The organism is Sulfurospirillum sp. HTRB-L1 (genome assembly GCF_059415125.1).
Genome location: NZ_JCAHZR010000002.1, coordinates 92,698 through 112,354 on the forward strand (window position 1 = coordinate 92,698; position 19,657 = coordinate 112,354).

The following is a 19,657-nucleotide window of genomic DNA, read 5'->3' on the forward strand; positions in this document are numbered from 1 at the left end:
TTTACTCACTCGCCCCTTCAAATGCAAGCAAAGTTCGCTTTTACTGTAGATTTGATACAATCTTTAAGCGTTACATGTAAAGGCTTCCCATGCAACTTGTGTTTTTTTCCTTTTCCTTTATCGTACGTTTTGTGTTGTTTTTAGGCACCTTGTATGCACTGGGCGAAGGGCGCCTTGGGCTTGTGTCACTTCTTCTGAGTGCCCTAGGGTTGAGCCTTGTTTACCATGTCATCTCCCGCAACGCTACCCACCATGTCCACTTGAAAAATGTTGTGCGTTTTATCCCTTTCTTTTTGTACCACTCTTTTGTGGGAGCCCTTGGGGTGGCCAAACTTGCGCTAAAGCGCCATATTGCTCTTTCGCCCCATTACCACACCCTGCCTTTGCATGGAAATCCCGCCACCAATGCCATCACTGCAAATATCTTTAGCCTCATGCCAGGCACGCTCAGTGTCGAGATTCGCCCCAAGTCTTTAACCTTGCACATTGTAGACCGCTCTTTGTTTGATGAAGCCTTGATTGCACGCACGCATCACAAGCTCGAAGCCCTTTTTTACCCTGTACACAAGGCGTTTTAATGTACTTTGCCGTGGTGCTTATCTTGTTGGCAAACATCATCGTTGCCTTTTGGTTTGTGTTGCGCGCTTCTAGCGAGGGAGACAAGTTACTCACCTCTTTATTGCTCACCACAACGGGCATTTGTATTCTTTTGATGCTTTATGCCCTGGGCCAAGAGAGTGCATTTTTAGATATTGGCCTCATCTTTGCCTTGCTTTCCGCCGTCGCTGGTGTCGTGTTTTCAAAACGCACGTGGAGAGCACACTGATGCTTTCTGTGGTACTAGTAGGGCTTGGAACCCTTTTTATCACCATCGGGACAATCGGGCTCATCCGCTTTCCTGACCTTTACTCTAAGCTTCACGCCCTTGCCAAGGTTGATAACATGGGCTTAGGATGCATTGCCCTAGGCCTCATGCTTGATGCACCCACCCTAAGCCTTGCCCTTAAGATCGGGGCGATTTGGGTACTCACCCTCATTTCAAGTGCTTCGCTAGCGTACATCATCGCCAGTTCCAAGCGCAAAGAGGAGGTGGTTGATGCTGATTGATGTGCTTTTAGGGCTTGCCTTGCTTTCGTGTGCGTTGCGCCTTGTGCTCATACACGACACCTTCAATGCGATTTTGCTTTTCATCCTTTTTGGCATCATCCTCTCTCTCATCTGGGGTCGCCTAGGTGCCTTTGATGTGGCCTTAGCAGAAGCAGCGATTGGGTCTGGGATTAGCGGGGCGTTGCTCCTTGATGCCCTCGCCCACCTGCGCCACAAGCCCAAAGACTCCCGATGAGAGCCATCGCCTTAGTTTTTTTACTCCTCCTTGGGAGTGCCCTAGGGTTTGCCCTTTGGACATTACAAGATACCTTACATGTAAGGCCCACTTACGTGCAAGAAGCCTTACATGTAAGCGGGGTTTCCCACCCTGTCACGGCCGTGCTTTTAAACTTTCGTGCCTTTGATACCCTGCTGGAAGTCACCGTGTTACTGGTGGCTTTTTTAGCCTTTTTGGGCCTTGCTCCCACCGCTAAGCACGCTATCTTTTTTAGGCCAGGCGGGATGCCAAAGTTTTTGGTGCGCGCCCTCACGCCCTTTTTTTTAGTGGGAATGACGTACTTGTGGCTCATCGGCGGGGTGGATTCGGGTGGAGCGTTTCAAGCGGCCACCTTACTTGCCACTCTCATCATCTTCTACCGCCTCAGTGGCTACAAACTCGCCCAAAAAGCCTCCCCTTTTTACGTGCGCGTGGGGGCTGTTTTTGGGCTTGCCTTTTTTCTTTTCGCAGGCATGGTCTCGATGAGTTGGGGGGCATTTTTTACCTATAGAGGCGCTCTTGCAGGAGGCGTTATCTTGGCGATAGAATTTTTCTTAACCTTCACACTTGGAATTCTTTTAGCGGGCTTTTTTGTGGGCAATGAGCCTAGTAGGAGCAAGCGATGGTAGTGCTTTTTTATGCACTGTGTGGGGTTTTTCTCGTTTGCCTCGGGCTAGCGGGCACCTTGTTTCAAGAAGAACCTGTTAAAAAAATCCTCTCTTTAAACCTTTTTTTTAGCGGTATCTTTTTACTGCTCATCACCCTAAGCGGTGGAGGAAGCGACCCTGTAGCAAGTGCCATGGTTTTAACAGGCATCGTGGTCGCCCTTGGCGCTACCGCCCTAGGCTTAGCCCTTGTGCGGGCCCATCACGCGAAGGAAAACGAATGAGTCTGGTGGTGTTGCCTTTGTGCTTTGCCTTGTTGGTTTTTGTATGGCACAAACGCGCCAATGTACTTGCAATCATGGGGCTAAGCCTCCAAGTCCTCCTTGTGGGGTATGTTGCTTTTTTTACCCCACTGCCTCACTCCATCGCCCTAGGAGAGTGGGGGGCGCCCTTAGGCATTGAACTGTGGCTCACGCCCCTTTCGCTCTTGTTTTGTTTGCTCTCTAGCCTTGTTTTACTGGGAGTTGGGATTTACGCAAACACGGCGTACAAGGAAAACCACAAAGAACGGGTGCGGTTTTTTGTTCTCTCTTTTTTTCTAAGCTTAGGTTTAACCCTTTTGTTTGTGAGTGATGATGTGTTTAACCTCTATGTGGCCTTGGAGATTGTCGGCCTTAGCGCCATTGGCCTGAGTGCGCTTCGCCCTACCAAAGAAGCCTTAAGTGCCTCGTTGACCTACCTTTTTGCCACCCTTTTGGGCTCTGGCGCCTACCTTTTGGGCGTGGCCCTTTTGTATGGAGAATACGGGGTGCTCTCTTTGCGTTTGCTTAGCGAAGTCGCCGCTTCTAGCCCCACCTCGCACATTGCCTTTGGGTTTATGGTGGTAGGGCTTATGCTTAAAACCGCCTTGTTTCCTTTGCATTTTTGGCTTCCCAAAGCCCACGCTAATGCTACCTCTCCAGTCTCTGCCTTGCTCTCAGGTCTTGTCATCAAGGGTTCTTTTTTCTTACTCTACCGCTTGTGGTTTGATGGGGGTCTTGGCAATGACGTGCTTGGCCACGCCCTGGGGATTTTGGGTGGGGTTGGTGTGCTGTACGCTTCGGTGTTGGCCTTGCTTCAAACCAAACTCAAACGCATCATCGCCTACTCTACCCTAGCACAGGTGGGGTATTTGTTTTTGGTCTTTGGATTGGTCAAATTTGACGATTCACTTATCCCGCGCGAGGGGATTCTTCTCCTTGCCCTCGCCCACGGTTTAGCCAAAGCGGGGATGTTTTTGGCCGCGGGTACTTTGGTGTATGTGCACAAAAAAGACGACTTGGTCGCCTTGCAAGGTGCAAGTACGTACGCGCCGTTGAGTGTTTTTAGTTTTGGGATTGCGGCGGTGAGCATCATGGGATTGCCCCCTTCTTTAGGCTTTTTTGGAAAGTGGCTTTTACTTTTGAGCGCCTTTAGGCACCAAGAATTCATCGTCGCGGGGGTATTTATCGTGGGGAGCATCTTAAGCGCGGCATACATGTTTCGGGTGATGTCTGTCTTTTTTACTAAACCCGAGCACGCTGTTTTACCCAAAACCCCACCCCTAGCGCTAAGCCTCCCTGCCCTCGCTCTTTCTTTGAGTGCTTTGGTGCTGGGGTTTTTCACTTCCCATTTACTGGAATACGCCCATGGTTAATACCTACTTGCCCCTCCTCTTGGTTTTTGTCTCCTTGGGCGTTGGCGTAACCATTTTTTTACTCAACGAAGAAGCGTACAAAACCCGCACCGTCTTAAACCTTGGTGGCGCACTTTTAAAGCTGCTCCTTGTGGGTGTTATGATTCAAGGGGTGCTTGTGGGCGAAGTGTTTCGCTTCGAAGCCCCTTTGGTACAGGGCGTTTCCTTTGTTTTAAATGCCGATGCCCTCTCCCTCCTTTTTGGTTCCCTCTCGGCTCTTTTGTGGTTACTCACCACCGTGTATGCCATTGGTTACCTTGAAAATGCGCCCAACCGTAGCCGCTTTTTTGGGTTTTTTAGCTTGTGTGTCATGAGTTCGGTGGGCATTGCTATGGCGGGCAACTTGTTCACCTTTTTTATCTTTTACGAACTGCTCACCCTAACAACCTACCCGTTGGTAATCCACCGCCAAAGTGAAGATTCCATCAAAGCGGGGAAGGTTTATCTGCTTTACACCGTAGGCGGGGGCGTTTTACTCCTTGTGGCAACCGTATGGCTACAGGCCATCACCGGCCCTATGGATTTTACCTATGGTGGCTACCTTGACGCCTTTGAACAAAGCCACACCCTTGAACTTTATGTACTCTTTTTCCTTTTCATGACTGCTTTTGGGGTTAAGGCCGCATTGGTGGGTTTGCACGGGTGGTTGCCTCGGGCCATGGTGGCACCCGCACCCGTTTCTGCCCTTTTGCACGCGGTGGCGGTGGTAAAAGCGGGAGCCTTTGGGATAGTACGCTTGGTGTACGATGTGTATGGCATCACCCTTGCTTACGCCTTGCATTTGCTCACACCGCTCATGGTACTCTCTTGCGCCACCATCCTTTTTGGAAGTATCATGGCCTTGTTTCAAGATGATTTGAAAAAACGCTTAGCCTATTCGACCGTGAGCCAAGTGTCCTATATCTTGCTAGGCGTTTCACTGTTTGGGCCCTTGGGAACCATTGGAGGCTTGGTGCACTTGGTCAATCAAGGCATCATGAAAATCACCCTCTTTTTTTGCGCGGGCAATTTTGCCGAAACCTACAACCTCAAAAAGGTCAGCCAACTAGGTGGTCTTGGGCGACGGATGCCCTTAAGCGCCCTCGCCTTTAGTATAGCGGCCCTTGGGATGATTGGGCTTCCTCCATTGGCGGGGTTTGTGAGCAAATGGTACTTGGGCCTGGGGGCGTTAGAGGCGGGGTTTGGCTGGGTCTTGGGTGTGCTTGTACTTTCTTCCTTGCTTAACGCGGCCTATTTTTTGCCCATCATTTATACGCTGTGGTTTGCTAAACCCACAGAAGTCTTTACCCCGCACATCGCTTTTAACCCGCGGGCAGAAACACGGCTTTTGTTACTCATACCGCCCCTGATTACAGCCGTATTGGTAGTGGGGCTTGGGCTTTTTGCCGCCCACGACCTTAGTGCCCTTTCGTGGGTCAAACACATCACCACCATCGAGTACCAATGAACACGCTCTTGCTTTTACCCATACTTTGGCCTTTGTGCAACGCGCTTTTGGTAGCCCTGCCTCGCACCCGCGCCCTTGGTATCCGCCTCGCCTTTGCCGCGCCTCTCTCAGGAATGCTCGTCTTAGTTGCCTGTGAGCGGTTCACCAGTTTGTGGCTTCCTAGCGTGCTTTTTGGAACCTTGTTGCGGCTTGATGATACGGCGTGGGTGTTTTTACTGCTAAGTAGCTCAGTGTGGTTTTTAGCCGGATTATTCGCGCTAAAATCCTCCTACTCATGGGGGTTTTGGTTCTTTTGGCTTTTGAGCATGGGTGGCAATCTTGGCCTGTGCTTGGCCGCAGATGGGGTGAGTTTCTACCTCTTTTTTGCCCTCATGAGCTTTAGTGCCTACCCGCTCATCATCGCCAAACATACCCTTGAAGCGTTGAGAGCAGGCAAGGTGTACTTGGTCATGGCACTCTTAGGTGAAGTGGCCTTACTCCTAGGAATGCTCATCACCTTTCATGCGCTGGGAGACCACGCCTTTGACGCCCTTTTTATGCGCCAACTTCCACCCTTGGGTCTTTTTTTCTTGCTTGCAGGCTTTGGGGTCAAGGTGGGTGTTTTTGGCTTACATGTATGGCTTCCTCTCGCCCATTCCATCGCTCCTGCTCCCGCAAGTGCGGTGCTTTCTGGGGTGATGCTAAAGGCGGGCTTGTTGGGGTGGATACGGTTTTTGCCCTTGGGGCAAGAAGCGCACCTGTGGCTTGGGTTTGGGCTCGCAGGGTTGGGCATGTGCGGGATGTTTGGTGGCGTTCTTGTAGGCTTAGCGCAAAAGGAACTCAAACCCATCTTGGCTTATTCGAGTGTTTCACAAATGGGACTGGTGGCTGCGGTTGTGGGCATCGGACTGGCAACGCCTTTGGTGTGGGAACCCCTTCAACACGCGGTGGTGCTTTACGCCTTGCACCATGCCTTTGTCAAAGCGGGGCTTTTCTTTGTGGCAGGGATTGCCTTGCACCATTATGTGGGAAAAATCAACCTTGGACTTGGGGTTGTTTTGGGACTTTCGTTGTGTGGTGCACCCCTAAGCAGTGGGGCGGTTGCCAAGGGGGCGATTAAGATGTCACTCGAAGGCTTTTGGCTAAGCGATGCTTTTGGCTGGGTGTTATTCACGGGCGCGGCCTTTAGTACTGCCTTGGTGGTGCATTTTTTTGTCACCCTTGGGCGTTTGAAGCATGAAAAAACCACCCAACCAAACATCGCTGTTGGAGCTTGCGTGGTGGCAAGTTTCATGGTTGCAGGCTATGGGTTTAGCGGCTTGCACCTTGGGGATATGGTGCCCCTTGGTTTAGGGGTTTTACTATTTTACGGGCGCGAACGCGTCGCCTACCCTGCTATTCCCAAAGGGGACGTGTTGCACCTTCTTCCCTCCTTCACCACCTGCCCCTACTGGCATAAAACCCTCACCTCGCCCTTGCGCCTCAACCTAGAAGGGACTAAAAACAAGGCCCTTGGGCTTGAAGTATGGTTTAGCCAGTGGAACAATAGCGCCACCGTGTGGGTAGGGCTTGCGTGCGGCGCTATTGGGTTATTGCTTTACATGTAAGCCCTTATCTAAAGGGCAAACAGGTCTGAAAAGGCGTTAAATTCCATCTGCTCTAAATGTTCTTGGTTAGCGCATAGCGCTTCGATGCGTGCGCACTGTTTGGGAGAAAGTCGGGTCGCAAGGTTTGCTTTGAACTTTTCTAAGAGCACAGGTATTCCCTCCGCCCTGCGTCTGCGGTGGCCGATGGGATAATGGACTTCTACCTTTGAGGTGCATATTCCGTCGTTAAAAAAGACTTGGATGGCATTGGCAATAGAACGTTTGTCTGGGTCAAGGTAGTCTTTGGTGTAACTTGCATCCACCACCACTTCCATCCGTTCGCGCAAAGCGTCAATGCGTGGATTAGCCGCAACATCATCTTCGTAGTCATCCGCGCTGAGCGTCCCAAACAAAAGCGGCACTGCCACCATGTATTGCAAACAATGGTCGCGGTCAGCGGGGTTGGCCAACGGGCCGACTTTGTTGATGATGCGGTGGCCTGATTCTTGGGTAGTGATGCGTATTTTTTCTATGGCGTCAAGCTTGTGCTTCACCTCATCGTGTAGCAATACGGCGCATTCGCACGCGGTTTGGGCGTGAAATTCGGCGGGAAAAGAGATTTTAAACAACACGTGTTCCATCACGTAGCTTCCAAAGGCTTGGGGGATGGTGAGTTTTTTTCCCTTCATCTTCACGTCTTCAAACCCCCACGCTTTGGCACTTAATGCCGAAGGGTAGCCCATTTCACCACTCATTGCTTTAAGGGCAAGGTTAACCCCACGGCTGCTCGCATCTCCCGCTGCCCAGGATTTACGAGACCCCGTGTTGGGCGCGTGGCGGTAGGTTCTTAAGGCACCTCCATCAATCCACGCGTGACTGATGGCATTGCGGACGGTTTCCACATCGCCCCCAAGCATCGCACACGCAACGGCCGTGGACGCAACGCGCACGAGCAACACATGGTCCATGCCTTCTCGGTTAAAGCAATTTTCCAAGGCCAACACTCCTTGAATCTCATGGGCTTTTATCATAGCGGTGAGCACATCCTTTACATGTAAAGGGGCTTTTCCCTCGCTAATGTTCTTGCGGCTGATATAATCGCCCAAGGCCCAAATGGCCCCAAGGTTGTCGCTAGGATGGCCCCACTCTGCGGCTAGCCACGTGTCGTTAAAGTCTAGCCATCGCACCATCGTGCCCACATTAAACGCGGCGCGTTCTGGGTCAAGTTGGTACGACGTGCCTGGCACCTTGGCGCCCAGTCCTGGGAAGTTTGCACCAGGCACCACGGGCCCTAAAAGCTTGGTACATTGGGGGTATTTTAAGGCCAAAAGCCCGCACCCAAGGGTGTCCATCAAACAATACCGCGCCGTTTCGTACGCTTCAGTACTCTTTATCTCCCCCTCCACCGCGTACCTAGCAATCGCGCTTAATAACGGGTCAAAGTCTGGCCGTTTTGTCTCTAAAATGCCTAATTCACTGCTCATCTATTGTCCTTTTGGGGTGTTATCGTTTTTCTAGGGGCACAAAGGTAAGGTTGTGCGGTCCCGTGTAGTTGGCTGAGGGGCGGATGATTTTGCCATCTTCCCGTTGTTCGATGACATGCGCGCCCCATCCTGTAGTGCGGGCGATGACAAAAATCGGCGTAAACATGTCCGTGGGGATGCCCATCTGGTGGTACGAAACCGCGGAAAACCAATCAAGATTAGGAAACATCTGTTTTGCTTCCCACATGACCGTCTCGATGCGCTCTGCCACGTCGTACATCAAGGTGTCACCGCTCTCATGGGCAAGACTTTTGGCCACCTCTTTGATGAGAAGATTGCGCGGGTCGCTAAGGGTGTACACAGGATGGCCAAACCCAATCACAATCTCTTTGCGCTCCATGCGTGCTTTAATATCCGCTTCCGCCGCCTCAGGGGAGGCGTAGCGTTCTTGAATCTTAAAGGCCGCCTCGTTGGCACCCCCATGTTTTGGGCCTCTAAGGGCACCGATGGCTCCTGTGATGGCAGAATGCATGTCGGCGTTGGTGCCCGCAATCACACGGGCGGTAAAGGTGGAGGCATTAAACTCATGCTCCGCGTACAAGATAAGTGAAATATGCATGGCCCGCACCCAAGAAGGGCGTGGTTTTTGGCCGTGCAAGAGGTGTAAAAAATGCTCCGCAACGGTCTCATCGTCCGTTTCAAGGGAAATCTTCTTGCCATGGTGGCTGTAATGGTACCAATACAGCAAGATGGAACCAAAAGAAGCCATAAGCCTATCCACAATCTCTTGGGCGGCGGCCTTGGGGTGGCTTTGGTCTTCGGGTTCCACACACCCAAGGGCAGAACATCCCGTGCGCATCACGTCCATGGGATGGGTCGTTTTGGGCAACTGTTCTAGCACAGTTTTTACCGCCTCAGGGATGCCTCTGAGAGATTTTAGCTTGGCTTTGTACGCGGCTAATTCCCCTTGGGTGGGTAATTTTTCATGGACAATCAAATAGGCAATCTCTTCAAACTCCGCTTGTGTCGCGAACTCCAAGATGTCATACCCACGGTAATGCAAATCATTTCCCGTGATGCCAACGGTGCAAATAGCCGTATTTCCCGCCGTTGTGCCTGAGAGGGCTACGGATTTTTTGGGCTTAAACCCTTGCGCGTTCATTGACGGCCTCCTTTTTGCCCCTCTTTACTAAAAAGGGCGTCAAGTTTTTCTTCATAGGCATGGTAATTGAGCATTTCGTAGAGTTCTTTGCGCGTTTGCATGGTGGGAATGAGGCTACTTTGGGTGCCTTCTTTGAGGATGGCTTCAAAAACGTTCAAGGCCGCTTTGTTCATGGCGCGAAATCCCGAGAGGGGGTAAAGCACCAGTTGAATGCCCACGCTGGCCAATTCTTCCACCGTAAACATGGGCGTTGCGCCAAATTCGGTGATGTTTGCAAGTACGGGCACTTTAATCACCGCGGTAAAATCCTCGTACTCCTTAAGGGTGTGGATGGCTTCGGCAAAAATCATATCTGCTCCCGCTTCCACGTAGGCGTGTGCCCGTTCGAGTGCGGCTTTTTGTCCCTCGCTGGCATGGGCGTCTGTTCTGGCCATGATGACAAAGTCTGCATCGGTTTTTGCGTCCACGGCGGCGCGGATTCTGTCGCACATCTCTTGGGTGCTAACGAGCTCTTTATTGGGCCTGTGTCCACACCGTTTTTGTGCCACTTGGTCTTCAATGTGGCATCCCGCCGCACCTGCGCGTGTCATCTCTTTGACCGTGCGGGCAATGTTAAACGCCCCACCCCACCCCGTGTCTGCGTCCACCAAAAGGGGGGTTTCCGTGACGCTTGTAATGCGGCGAATGTCGATGCACACGTCTTCTAGCCCTGTCATGCCAAGGTCGGGTAACCCGTAGCTTGCATTGGCCACGCCAGCACCCGAGAGGTACAAGGCCTTGGCCCCCACGCGCGTTGCTTGGAGAGCGCTGTACGCGTTAATGACCCCCAAAATCTGCAACGGGCTTTGGTGTTTTAGGGCTTCTCGTAGTCGTTTTCCTGCACTCATGTTACGCTCCTTCTTTAGCGAGAGGGTATCCAAGGGCGGTGATGGCTGCTTGAATTTCAGGCAACACCCCCTCATCTTCAATAGTGGAAGGCATGGTCCACGCTTTGCCATCGGCCATGGCGCGCATGGTGCCGCGGAGGATTTTCCCGCTTCGTGTTTTTGGCAATCTGTTCACCTGTGTCACGATTTTAAAGCTAGCTACCGCGCCGATTTCATCGCGCACCAGTTGCACAATGCCCTCAGCAATAGCCCTTGGGTCTCTTTCAATCCCTGCTTTGAGCACCACAAAACCCATGGGAACCTCCCCTTTAAGCGCATCATCCACTCCGATGACGGCGCACTCTGCCACGTCAGGATGTTTGGCCACAATCTCTTCCATCTCACCCGTGGAGAGGCGATGGCCTGCGACGTTGATGACCCCATCCATGCGGCCCATCACCCACACGTAGCCGTCTTTGTCGATGTAGCCAGAATCTCCCGTGAGGTAGTAACCTTCGTAAAACCCAAGGTAGGAGCGTCTGTAGCGCGCGTCATCACCCCAAATGCCCATCAAGCAACTTGGCGGCAAGGGGAGTTTGATGACAAGGTTACCAAGTTTTCCCGCCTTGCACTCTTTACCTTGCTCGTCTAAGACTTTGAGGTTAAACCCGGGCATGGGTTTGGTGGGGCTTCCTGGTTTGACTTTCATGGGGTCAAGGCCCATGGGGTTTGCGGCGATGGGCCAGCCTGTTTCTGTTTGCCACCAGTGGTCAATCACTGGTTTTTTGGTGATGGCTTGTGTCCATTCTAGGGTTGGCGAGTCGCAACGCTCCCCTGCCATAAAGATGGTGTGCAGGTGGCTTAAGTCGTATTTTTGTGCCCATTCGCCCTTGGGGTCTTCCTTGCGAATGGCGCGAAAAGCTGTGGGGGCAGCAAAGAGTACGTTGACCTTATGTTCAGCACACACCCGCCAAAAGGCCCCAGGATTTGGCGTGCGCACGGGTTTTCCCTCATACACAATGGTGGTGCATCCGTTCATCAACGGCCCATACACGATGTAGGAGTGGCCCACAACCCATCCCACGTCGCTAGCGGCGAAAAACACATCGCCCGCTTTGGCGTTGTAGACGTTGTCCATGGACCATTTCATGGCCACCGAATGGCCACCGTTACTTCGAACTACTCCTTTGGGTTTGCCCGTGGTGCCTGAGGTATAAAGGATATAAAGCGGGTCGATGGCATCCACAGGAACACAATCTACGGGGCTAGATTTTCCCTCTTCTTCTTCCCAGTCCACATCCCGCCATGGCAACATGTTGGCCCGCTCTTGCGGGCGTTGCCAAATGAAACACGTGGTGGGTTTGTGGCTGGATTTTTTGATAGCCTCATCAAGCAAAGGTTTGTAGTGAACAACACGGCTCACTTCGATGCCACAACTCGCACTCATGATAACCCGCGGCTTGGCATCTTCGATGCGCGTGGAAAGTTCGTGCGCCGCAAACCCGCCAAACACCACCGAGTGAATCGCCCCAATCCTAGCGCACGCGAGCATCCCAATGAGTGCTTCTGGAATCATCGGCATGTAAATAACCACCCGATCGCCCTTTACTACGCCCTTGCTCACAAGCATCCCTGCCACCTTAGCAACGCGGTCGCGTAGTTGGCGGTAGGTGTAGCTTTTTTTCGTGTCTGTCACGGGAGAGTCAAAGATGAGGGCCAGTTGGTCGGCCCTGCCGTGGTCTACATGTAAATCCAAGGCGTTGTAGCAGGTGTTCATGCACCCGCCCACAAACCAACGGTAATGGCCGTTGACCACATCTAGCACCTTGTCCCACTGGTGGTACCAATGCACCTTCGTTGCCGCTTGTGCCCAAAACGCCTCAGGATCCTTAATGGATGCGGCATATTCTGCGTCGTAAATTTCGCCCATTGTTCTGCCTTTGTGATGGTCTTTGGAAGATTATATAAGAAGTTGTTCCGTTGTGGTGGTACAAGAAATGCGGGGGTGTTTACAGTTTTTATACATGGAAAGAGTTTTCCCCCAGTGTTGTGCTTTATGTACTAAAGTTGTACAATTATTGGCGACAAGGTTTTGAAAAAAGGAGAGGCGATGGGCAAAAGTACGGTGGAGAAAATCGTGGCTATCTACCAACGTTCACACCTTAGCATTTCTAAATTTGCCGAGCTGATTGGCAAAGACAGAAGAACGGTGACGGCGTGGATTGATAAGCTTGTGCAAAAAGAGCCTAGTGCTGATGTGCTAGAGAAAATCGCTACTTTTTTTCGCTACCCCTCGCACATTTGGGAGGAGGAGTGTCAAGGAAAGGATTTTGTGGCGCTTTTAACATCCATCCCCAAAGAAGAGATAAAAATCATCGACGAGGGGTATCTTGGCGGACTCAAATACATCCTCTCCCACGAAGACAAAGAGCGTTTTGTCATCCACCCTCAATTTCCCGGCCCCATGTACCGCGACACCACCGTTCCAAGGGTCTACCGCACCCAAAGTTCCCTTGAAATCGAAGCGTTTAAAAAAGAACGCATCCAAAAGATGCTCTCCTACGCTTTTCACACCACTGAGTGGTACAGCATCAAATCCTTGTTGAGCTTTTGTTTTTCAGAGATTGGAAATTTTTATACCGAAGCGCAAAAGGTGCAAATCCTAGAACTGATGATTCACAATTTTCACGAAAATTACAACAAGCGGCTCTATTTTTTTGATTCCTATTCGAGAAAAATATACGGCCTTGACACGGCATACACCTCCATCAACATCAAAAATGGGGTGATGTTTTTCAAAGCACCGTTGGAGTCCGTGTTCATTGAAGTGCGAAACCAAAAGCTCATCGAAAAAATCCATCGACACTTTACCTTCGGCCCCGAAGCCCCCGTCCACATCAACCCCGAAGACGCAACAGCGGTGATGAAAATCCTCAAAGAGTGTATCCAGCAAGGAAAGGGACTGTGCGACGCCTACGAAATCCTCAACCAAAAAACCGCCTACGCACAACTGTTTAAAAACAACATCAGCCTCGCCTTACACCCCAAACTTAGCGCGCCAAGGGAGAAGTGAGCCTTTACATGTAAGGGGTTACATGTAAAGGTGCTTAGCGTCCTGTGCGCCAGGATTGGGTGGCTTTGACGATACCGCGTGAGAGCAGGGCAAAACCTAGAGTGGCCACAAAAGAAGTGGCGACGATGAGGGTCGCCATGGCGGCCGCGGCACTGATGTCTCCGGCTTCGTCCATGTTTAAAACCGCCACAGCCGCTAGGGTGGTATCGGGCGAATAAAGAAACACAACGGCGGAAACAGTGGTCATGGCGTTGATGAAAAAGTAGCGGGTGATTTCGATGATGGAAGGGATGGAGATGGGCACCGTGACGCGAAAAAACGTCACGTAAAAGGGCACGCTGAGGGATTCGCCCACGTCTTCAAACTCGCGGTCGATTTGTTTGAGCGTTGTGGTGGCGGTGATGAAACTGGGCGTAAAAAAGTGCGCGATGGTACACGCCACCAAGATGGAGAGGGTTTGGTATAGAAAACCAAGAGGGTTAGCAGGATGGTTAAAAAAGAAAATATACCCAAGGCCAAGCACGAGTCCAGGTACTGCCATGGGTAAAAGAGCGAGCATTTTGATAGCCGCGATAGCAGGTCTTGCGACCTTGCTGCGTTCCACCACATAAGCACTCACAAAGACAATCATCGTGCCAAACACAGCCACCAAGGTTGCGAGTTTGAGGCTGTTGTAGTAGGAATTCCACCCGCCTCCGTCCATCATGTCGAAGTTGTAGTGGTTAAGCACCAAGTCTAGGTTGTAAGGCCAAAATTTGACAAAAGACGCGTACACCGCCACCCCCAAAATCCCCACCAAAAGTGCGCACACCCCAAGGGTAAAGCCCAACATCCCAAGGTCACGCAAGGCCCATTTTTTAGGGCGGTAGGCGACGGATTTGGCACTTAAACTGGCGCGCTGTTTTTTCTGAATCAACGCGTCCACTGCAAAGGTGATGAGGGAAGGGATGAGCAGCAAAACCCCCACCGTGGCTCCTAATTCAAAGTTTTGCTGGCCAATGACTTGCTTGTAAATCTCTGTGGCCAATAAGCCATAATCCCCACCGATGACTTTTGGGACGCCAAAGTCCGTAATCACGAGGGTAAAGGTCACCAACATAGCCGAAATGAGGCCGTATTTGGCACTAGGCAGGGTGATGCTCATGAATTGCTTGAACTTGCCTGCCCCCATGCTTTGGGCCGCTTCGTAGAGCCTCGCGTCGGAGAGTCCAAGGGCGGTGATGAGAATCATAAGGGCATGGGGAAAGACGTAAAAACACTCTCCCATAATCACACCCCACACTCCGTAAATGCTTCCCCCGCCCATCCAGCTTTTCAAAAAACCTTGGTTACCAAAGATGTAGATGAAGGAAATGGCGGGCAGTAAAGAAGGGGCAAGCAGGGGAATGAGCGCGATGTAGCGGATCACAGGTTTGAGGGGCATGAGGGTGCGCGTGATGGCGTAGGCGAAGGTAAACGCCACGGGAATCACGATGAGCGTGCTAAGACCTGCCACAAAGAGGGAGTTTTTGATGAGCGTTCTTGAATGGGGTTGAGAGAGGTAGTAATAGAAGTTATCTAGCCACGCCCACGCCCCTGCGCCATCTTGAAAGCTTTTGAGCAAAATGTCCGCTAAGGGGAGCAAGACAAAAAGGGTCAAAAAGAGCCCGACGGCGAAAATGAGCCCGTAAAAAAACACCTTGGTGCTATCAAACGTCGCGCCCATCACGCGCCTAGGTAGCATAAATCTTCACTAGCGATACCGATTTTGAGCAAACTGCCCTCACTAATGGCGTATTTAAGAAGGTTTTTATGGGAAACATCGACGATTAAGCGGTCTTCGAGCAAGCCTTTGATGGACATTTCAAGGCGGCAAAAACTCCCCAAAAACGTCACTTTAAGCACGTCTCCTTCTAGGATGTTTTCGCAGGTGCCAGGCTCTGGAGAGAGTTTAATATCCTCAGGGCGTACCAAAAGCTTCCCTTCTTTGGTGGGCGTGTTTTCCCCTACTTTGGCCTCAAGGCGCAGTTTCCCGCACGCAAAGATGCCCTTGCCTACATGTAAGCCTTCGATGAGGTTTATCTTGCCCACAAAATCTGCCACAAAAAGGCTGTTAGGACGGTGGTAAATCTCTAAAGGTGTCCCGATTTGCTCGATGCTTCCGTGGTTCATCACGACGATTTTATCGGCGATACTCAGGGCCTCTTCTTGGTCGTGGGTCACCATGATGGTCGTCACGCCGATGCTTTTTTGAAGCGCGCGAATCTCTTGGCGCAGGTGTTCGCGCACCCTTGCGTCCAACGCCGAAAGGGGTTCATCAAGGAGCAATAAGGCAGGATTGGTCGCGATAGCCCGCGCAAAAGCGACGCGCTGTTGTTGGCCACCGCTAAGCTCACTGGGGTATTTTTCTTCGCTCCCTTCTAACCCCACAAGGGCGAGTAGTTCTTTGACTTTGCGTTTGATCTCTTTTTTGGGAAACTCTTGTTTTTTGAGGCCGTAGCTGATGTTTTTAGCGACCGTGAGGTTGGGGAAAAGGGCGTAACTTTGAAAGACAATCCCATAATCGCGCTTAGCAGGAGGTAGGTGGGTGATGGGTTTGCCGTATTGGAGTATCTCGCCCTTGTCGCACTCTTCAAGGCCTGCAATCACGCGCAGTAATGTGGTTTTACCACAACCCGAAGGCCCCAAAAAACAGACCAATTCGCCTTTGGTGATGTCCAAGTCGATTCCTTTGAGGGCGGTAAAATCCCCAAAGGTTTTTTTGACATTTTTGATGCTCAGTGCTACTTCTTGCACACGGTTCCTTTAAAAAGGGGCTCGCGCAAGCCCCTTTACATGTAAGTCTATTATTTGGGTTCAGATTTTGATTCGTAGCGTTTTGTCCACTCTTTGAGGATGGCTTCGCGGTTTTTAGCCGACCACGCAAAGTCGTTTTGGATGAGCATGGATTCGTAGTTATCAGGAATGTGCTCCACTTTTTTGCTCATGCCCTTGTAAGCAACCACGGCAAAATTATCCGCGTACAAGGCGTTGGCGTCTTTGCCTGTGGCCCAATCCACAAAGGTTTTTGCCGCGTCAAGGTTTTTGGTGCCTTTGATGATGGCCGTCGCTTCCAAATCCCATCCTAAGCCTTCTTTGGGGTAGACAATGGCGATTGGTGCACCAGCGGATTTGGACTTAGCCGCGCGGTATTCAAAGCTAATGCCAATGGCAAATTCGCCCGCCGCGGCCATTTTACAAGGCTTGGAACCTGAGTGGGTGTATTGGGCGATGTTTTCATGCAACCTGTCCATGTAGTCCCATCCTTTTTCTTCTCCAAAAATCCTCAGCCACGCGGTCACGTCCAAAAAGCCTGTGCCAGAACTGGCAGGATTTGGCATGACAACGTGCCCTTTATAGATGGGCTTGGCCAAGTCTTCCCAGCTTGTGGGCAAGGGAAGGCCATGTTTTTTGGCTTCGATTTCGTTAAAGCACACCGCGCTTCCCCACACGTCATTACCCACCCAAGCAGGCGGGGTTTTGGTGTCTTTAAATTTAGGCAAAATGTTGTTGATTTCTTTGGGTGCGTAAGGGTGCAACATGTCATATTGTTCCAACAGCACAAGGCTTGTGGCGGCGGTGCCCCAGACCACATCTGCTTGGGGATTGTTGCGCTCTGCTAAGAGTTTGGCCGTAACGATGCCCGTGGAGTCGCGCACGACTTTAACCTCGATATCAGGGTGCGCTTTTTGGAATCCTTTGAGGTATCCTGGGTATTGGTCAGCTTCCAAAGCGGTGTACACCGTCAAACTTTTAGCACTAAGGCCCGAAGCAAGCAAGGCCGAAGCCGCCAAGACAATCCATCGTGTTTTTAGCATGCAAAACTCCTTGAGAATAGTAGTAACAGGAATTGTATTGGGGCTTTATTGCTAAAACATTACTGTAACCGTTTGGTTATGCCTTGGCGCAAAATGTACATGTAAAAGAGGTTGGTGACAAGGAGTCCGGCAAACACATTGACCCGTTCGTGTTCTAAAAAGGCGACCCAAAGGTAAAGGATGTTTGCCACAAAAAGGGCGAGGTAATGAAGAAGACTCACCGCGGTGGTGTTAGGGTGGGTGTAGCTTTTGTGGGCTTGGGCGAGACCACCGATGAGCAAAAGTGAGCCTATAAATGCAACCACAAACACCCCAAGACTTTTGGTGTCAAGCTTGGTGCGTGGCGCGTGCAAGAGGATGAGCCCCAACGTGCTTACATGTAAGCCCAGTTCAATGAGTTTAAACCCGCCAATACTCCCCTTGCTCCATACAATGTAACCTAGCAAATTGACAAACGTCACGAGGTAACCGTTAAGGGAAATACCTTCGCTTTGTTTGCGGGTGTAGGTTTTGTGCAGTTGGGCGAGGTAGGCCACCACCACAAGGCCAAAGCCCGTGGTGGCGAGGGTTTGAGCGCTTACCACGTTTTGGCGTGGGTGATGGCTTCGAGAAGGCGACGCATATCGATAGGGAAAACATGGCCAATCGTACCGATGCGAAAACTTTCTATGGCCGAAATCTTGCCTGGGTAAATCACAAAACCTGCGCGTTTAAGGGCATTGTAAAAGGCTTTGAACGCATACTTCGGGCTTTTAGGGCTATAAAAACTCGTGATGATGGGGCTTTGAAAGGCAAGGGGTAAAACACTCTCAAACCCTAGAGCTTCCATACCCTCAACTAAAATCCTGTGGTTGTCGCAATAGCGCGCGTGCCTAGCGCTCACGCCCCCTTCTTGCGAGAGTTCGCTTAAGGCTTCTTTGAAGGCGCGCACCACGTGGGTCGGGGAAGTAAAACGCCATTTGCCACCGCCTCGCTCCATCTCTTCCCACTGGGCGTATGCATCGAGGCTCAGTGAACGCGCGTTGCCTTTACATGTAAGGAGTACGTCGCGGCGAAAGAGGATGAATCCAAAACCTGGCACCCCTTGGATGCATTTGTTGGCACTGCTCACTAGCACGTCGATTTCCAAATCTTGCATGTCAAGGGGAATCCCTCCAAAGCTGCTCATGGCATCTACCATGAAAAGCTTGCCGTACTCTTTGACGACCGCGCCGATGGTGTCGATGGGATTGAGCATGCCTGTAGTGGTTTCGCAGTGCACGACCGCTACGGCGGTGAGCGCGGGGTCTTGTTTGAGGGCACTTTCAACAGCTTCAGGTGCGATGGGTTCTGTCTCTTTAAAGCGCAACAGCGTGTGGGAAATACCCGCATACGTGCAAATCTCTCCCATGCGTTCACCGTAAGCGCCGTTGCTGAGGATGAGGATTTTGCCTTTGGTTTTGGGCATGAGCGTCCCTAGGGCCGATTCGATGCTAAAGGTGCCACTGCCTTGCATGAGCACCGCAGTGAACATGTCTGGCGCGATGGTGGAGGCAAGGGCGCAAAGGTGTTGACGAATGGTTTGCACGAGGGTATTGTACTCATCATCCCACGTGCACCAGTCTTTGAGCATGGCTGCGCGCACGGTTCGGGTCGTGCTAAGGGGGCCGGGGGTGAGGAGGATGTAGGGATTCTCAAGAGGGAAATTTAGTTGCATAAAATCTCCCTTGTCGCGTGGGGCGTGTAACCTTCATTTATCCAACACGTAATGGTCTCTAAAGCGTGCCTAGCTTCCCAAATCCCATCGATGACCACATGGGCGCCCGCAGCTTCAAGGCGCGCTTTGGCGGCTGCCTTTTTGGCCTCATACACGGGCGCATCTAGGGCCGCTACGTCTGCTTCACACAAACCCATTTCGTTGCCGCTCACGCTAAGGCCCACGCACCAACATCCCGCGTTGCGCCCCTCTTGCATGTCGCTAAGGGTATCGCCGATTTTAACCATCTGCCACAGCGGGTAACACCCCAACTTTATCGCGTTTTGGTAAATGAGGTAAGGGTGAGGGCGGCCGGGTAAATCATCCCTCGGGGTCACGATGGACTCTATTACAAGGCCGTGTTTAGCGGCTTTTGAAGCGACGACTTCCATCATTTCCCACGTGTAGCCCGTCGTGGAGCCAAGGGGGATTCCCGCTTCGCGTAAAAAGTTAGCAAAGGCCACGGCGCCACGAATAGGCACGGCATAATCGGCCAAACTTTCAAACAAGGCTGTTTCAAACCCTGCGTAAATCGCCAAGGCGTCGGTTTGACTGGGTTCTTTGCCAAAGCGCTCCTTGAAACGCTCCTTGGTCAGTTCTAAGAGGGCTTTGGTGTGGTCAAATTTCAGCATTCCCATAAAGGTGCGAATCTCTTCAAAACTCACAGCATGGCCATAGGCCCCAAACGCTTTCTCAAACGCCGCCACAGGAGAGAGTGAACCAAAATCCACAACCGTTCCTGCCCAATCGCAAATAACCCCTGCAATCTTTGCCATGGTTTTCCTTTCAAAATAAAGGCAACTCTAG

Annotated in this window: 20 protein-coding genes; 10 read left to right on the forward strand and 10 right to left on the reverse strand. The window is 51.5% G+C overall.

Features of this window, described 5'->3' with window-relative positions:
- The first annotated feature begins 89 nt into the window (after positions 1-89).
- Genes AC5SLM_RS03135 through AC5SLM_RS03175 form a run of 9 tightly spaced genes read left to right on the forward strand, consistent with a single transcriptional unit; the run spans position 90 to position 6,715 of the window.
- A complete protein-coding gene (locus AC5SLM_RS03135) occupies positions 90-578 on the forward strand; it encodes a Na+/H+ antiporter subunit E (protein ID WP_495249482.1) in 489 nt (162 codons plus the stop codon).
- Entirely contained in the window at positions 578-826 is a 249-nt protein-coding gene (locus AC5SLM_RS03140) for an MrpF/PhaF family protein (RefSeq protein WP_495249483.1), read from the forward strand. The genes AC5SLM_RS03135 and AC5SLM_RS03140 overlap by 1 nt, the downstream gene beginning before the upstream one ends.
- Complete coding sequence (locus AC5SLM_RS03145; RefSeq protein ID WP_495249484.1) at positions 826-1,107, forward strand: cation:proton antiporter; 282 nt, start codon at positions 826-828, stop codon at positions 1,105-1,107. Before AC5SLM_RS03140 ends, AC5SLM_RS03145 begins: the two co-directional genes overlap by 1 nt.
- Positions 1,097-1,342 carry a Na(+)/H(+) antiporter subunit B gene (locus AC5SLM_RS03150; RefSeq protein ID WP_495249485.1) on the forward strand — a complete coding sequence of 82 codons (246 nt, stop codon included), beginning with the start codon at positions 1,097-1,099 and terminating at the stop codon, positions 1,340-1,342. Before AC5SLM_RS03145 ends, AC5SLM_RS03150 begins: the two co-directional genes overlap by 11 nt.
- On the forward strand, positions 1,339-1,992 hold the full coding sequence (mbhE, locus tag AC5SLM_RS03155) for a hydrogen gas-evolving membrane-bound hydrogenase subunit E (RefSeq protein WP_495249486.1): 654 nt from the start codon (positions 1,339-1,341) through the stop codon (positions 1,990-1,992). Before AC5SLM_RS03150 ends, mbhE begins: the two co-directional genes overlap by 4 nt.
- Positions 1,986-2,252, forward strand: a complete 267-nt coding sequence (locus AC5SLM_RS03160; protein WP_495249487.1) for an NADH-quinone oxidoreductase subunit K — start codon at positions 1,986-1,988, stop codon at positions 2,250-2,252. Before mbhE ends, AC5SLM_RS03160 begins: the two co-directional genes overlap by 7 nt.
- Positions 2,249-3,643, forward strand: a complete 1,395-nt coding sequence (locus AC5SLM_RS03165; protein ID WP_495249488.1) for a complex I subunit 5 family protein — start codon at positions 2,249-2,251, stop codon at positions 3,641-3,643. The genes AC5SLM_RS03160 and AC5SLM_RS03165 overlap by 4 nt, the downstream gene beginning before the upstream one ends.
- Positions 3,636-5,129, forward strand: a complete 1,494-nt coding sequence (locus AC5SLM_RS03170; protein ID WP_495249489.1) for a complex I subunit 5 family protein — start codon at positions 3,636-3,638, stop codon at positions 5,127-5,129. Before AC5SLM_RS03165 ends, AC5SLM_RS03170 begins: the two co-directional genes overlap by 8 nt.
- Positions 5,126-6,715: a complex I subunit 5 family protein gene (locus AC5SLM_RS03175; RefSeq protein ID WP_495249490.1), complete on the forward strand. Its 1,590-nt coding sequence runs from the start codon at positions 5,126-5,128 to the stop codon at positions 6,713-6,715. The genes AC5SLM_RS03170 and AC5SLM_RS03175 overlap by 4 nt, the downstream gene beginning before the upstream one ends.
- 8 nt (positions 6,716-6,723) lie before the next feature.
- On the opposite strand, the gene prpD is transcribed toward AC5SLM_RS03175, so the two are convergent.
- The 4 genes from prpD to AC5SLM_RS03195 are packed head-to-tail and all read right to left on the reverse strand — an operon-like array spanning position 6,724 to position 12,136.
- Complete coding sequence (gene prpD, locus AC5SLM_RS03180; RefSeq protein WP_495249491.1) at positions 6,724-8,178, reverse strand: 2-methylcitrate dehydratase; 1,455 nt, start codon at positions 8,176-8,178, stop codon at positions 6,724-6,726.
- 19 nt (positions 8,179-8,197) lie between these two features.
- Entirely contained in the window at positions 8,198-9,340 is a 1,143-nt protein-coding gene (prpC, locus tag AC5SLM_RS03185; protein WP_495249492.1) for a bifunctional 2-methylcitrate synthase/citrate synthase, read from the reverse strand.
- Positions 9,337-10,227, reverse strand: coding sequence for a methylisocitrate lyase (prpB, locus tag AC5SLM_RS03190; RefSeq protein ID WP_495249493.1), 891 nt, complete (start codon positions 10,225-10,227; stop codon positions 9,337-9,339). Before prpB ends, prpC begins: the two co-directional genes overlap by 4 nt.
- Before the next feature lies 1 nt (position 10,228).
- A complete protein-coding gene (locus tag AC5SLM_RS03195; protein WP_495249494.1) occupies positions 10,229-12,136 on the reverse strand; it encodes a propionyl-CoA synthetase in 1,908 nt (635 codons plus the stop codon).
- Positions 12,137-12,316: 180 nt separating this feature from the next.
- On the opposite strand from AC5SLM_RS03195, the gene AC5SLM_RS03200 reads away from it, so the two are divergent.
- Positions 12,317-13,279, forward strand: a complete 963-nt coding sequence (locus tag AC5SLM_RS03200; RefSeq protein WP_495249495.1) for a helix-turn-helix domain-containing protein — start codon at positions 12,317-12,319, stop codon at positions 13,277-13,279.
- Positions 13,280-13,313: 34 nt separating this feature from the next.
- Here the strand turns inward: AC5SLM_RS03200 and AC5SLM_RS03205 are convergent, their stop codons facing one another.
- Genes AC5SLM_RS03205 through phnX form a run of 6 tightly spaced genes read right to left on the reverse strand, consistent with a single transcriptional unit; the run spans position 13,314 to position 19,626 of the window.
- Positions 13,314-14,984, reverse strand: a complete 1,671-nt coding sequence (locus AC5SLM_RS03205) for a putative 2-aminoethylphosphonate ABC transporter permease subunit (protein ID WP_495249496.1) — start codon at positions 14,982-14,984, stop codon at positions 13,314-13,316.
- A complete protein-coding gene (locus AC5SLM_RS03210) occupies positions 14,984-16,054 on the reverse strand; it encodes a putative 2-aminoethylphosphonate ABC transporter ATP-binding protein (protein ID WP_495249497.1) in 1,071 nt (356 codons plus the stop codon). Before AC5SLM_RS03210 ends, AC5SLM_RS03205 begins: the two co-directional genes overlap by 1 nt.
- 50 nt (positions 16,055-16,104) lie before the next feature.
- Positions 16,105-17,115: a putative 2-aminoethylphosphonate ABC transporter substrate-binding protein gene (locus tag AC5SLM_RS03215; protein ID WP_495249498.1), complete on the reverse strand. Its 1,011-nt coding sequence runs from the start codon at positions 17,113-17,115 to the stop codon at positions 16,105-16,107.
- A gap of 59 nt (positions 17,116-17,174) precedes the next feature.
- Positions 17,175-17,699 (reverse strand): hypothetical protein, encoded by a 525-nt coding sequence (locus AC5SLM_RS03220; protein WP_495249499.1) that lies wholly within the window; start codon positions 17,697-17,699, stop codon positions 17,175-17,177.
- Positions 17,693-18,811, reverse strand: a complete 1,119-nt coding sequence (gene phnW, locus AC5SLM_RS03225; RefSeq protein WP_495249500.1) for a 2-aminoethylphosphonate--pyruvate transaminase — start codon at positions 18,809-18,811, stop codon at positions 17,693-17,695. The genes AC5SLM_RS03220 and phnW overlap by 7 nt, the downstream gene beginning before the upstream one ends.
- Positions 18,802-19,626 carry a phosphonoacetaldehyde hydrolase gene (phnX, locus tag AC5SLM_RS03230; protein WP_495249501.1) on the reverse strand — a complete coding sequence of 275 codons (825 nt, stop codon included), beginning with the start codon at positions 19,624-19,626 and terminating at the stop codon, positions 18,802-18,804. The genes phnW and phnX overlap by 10 nt, the downstream gene beginning before the upstream one ends.
- Between the last annotated feature and the right edge of the window lie 31 nt (positions 19,627-19,657).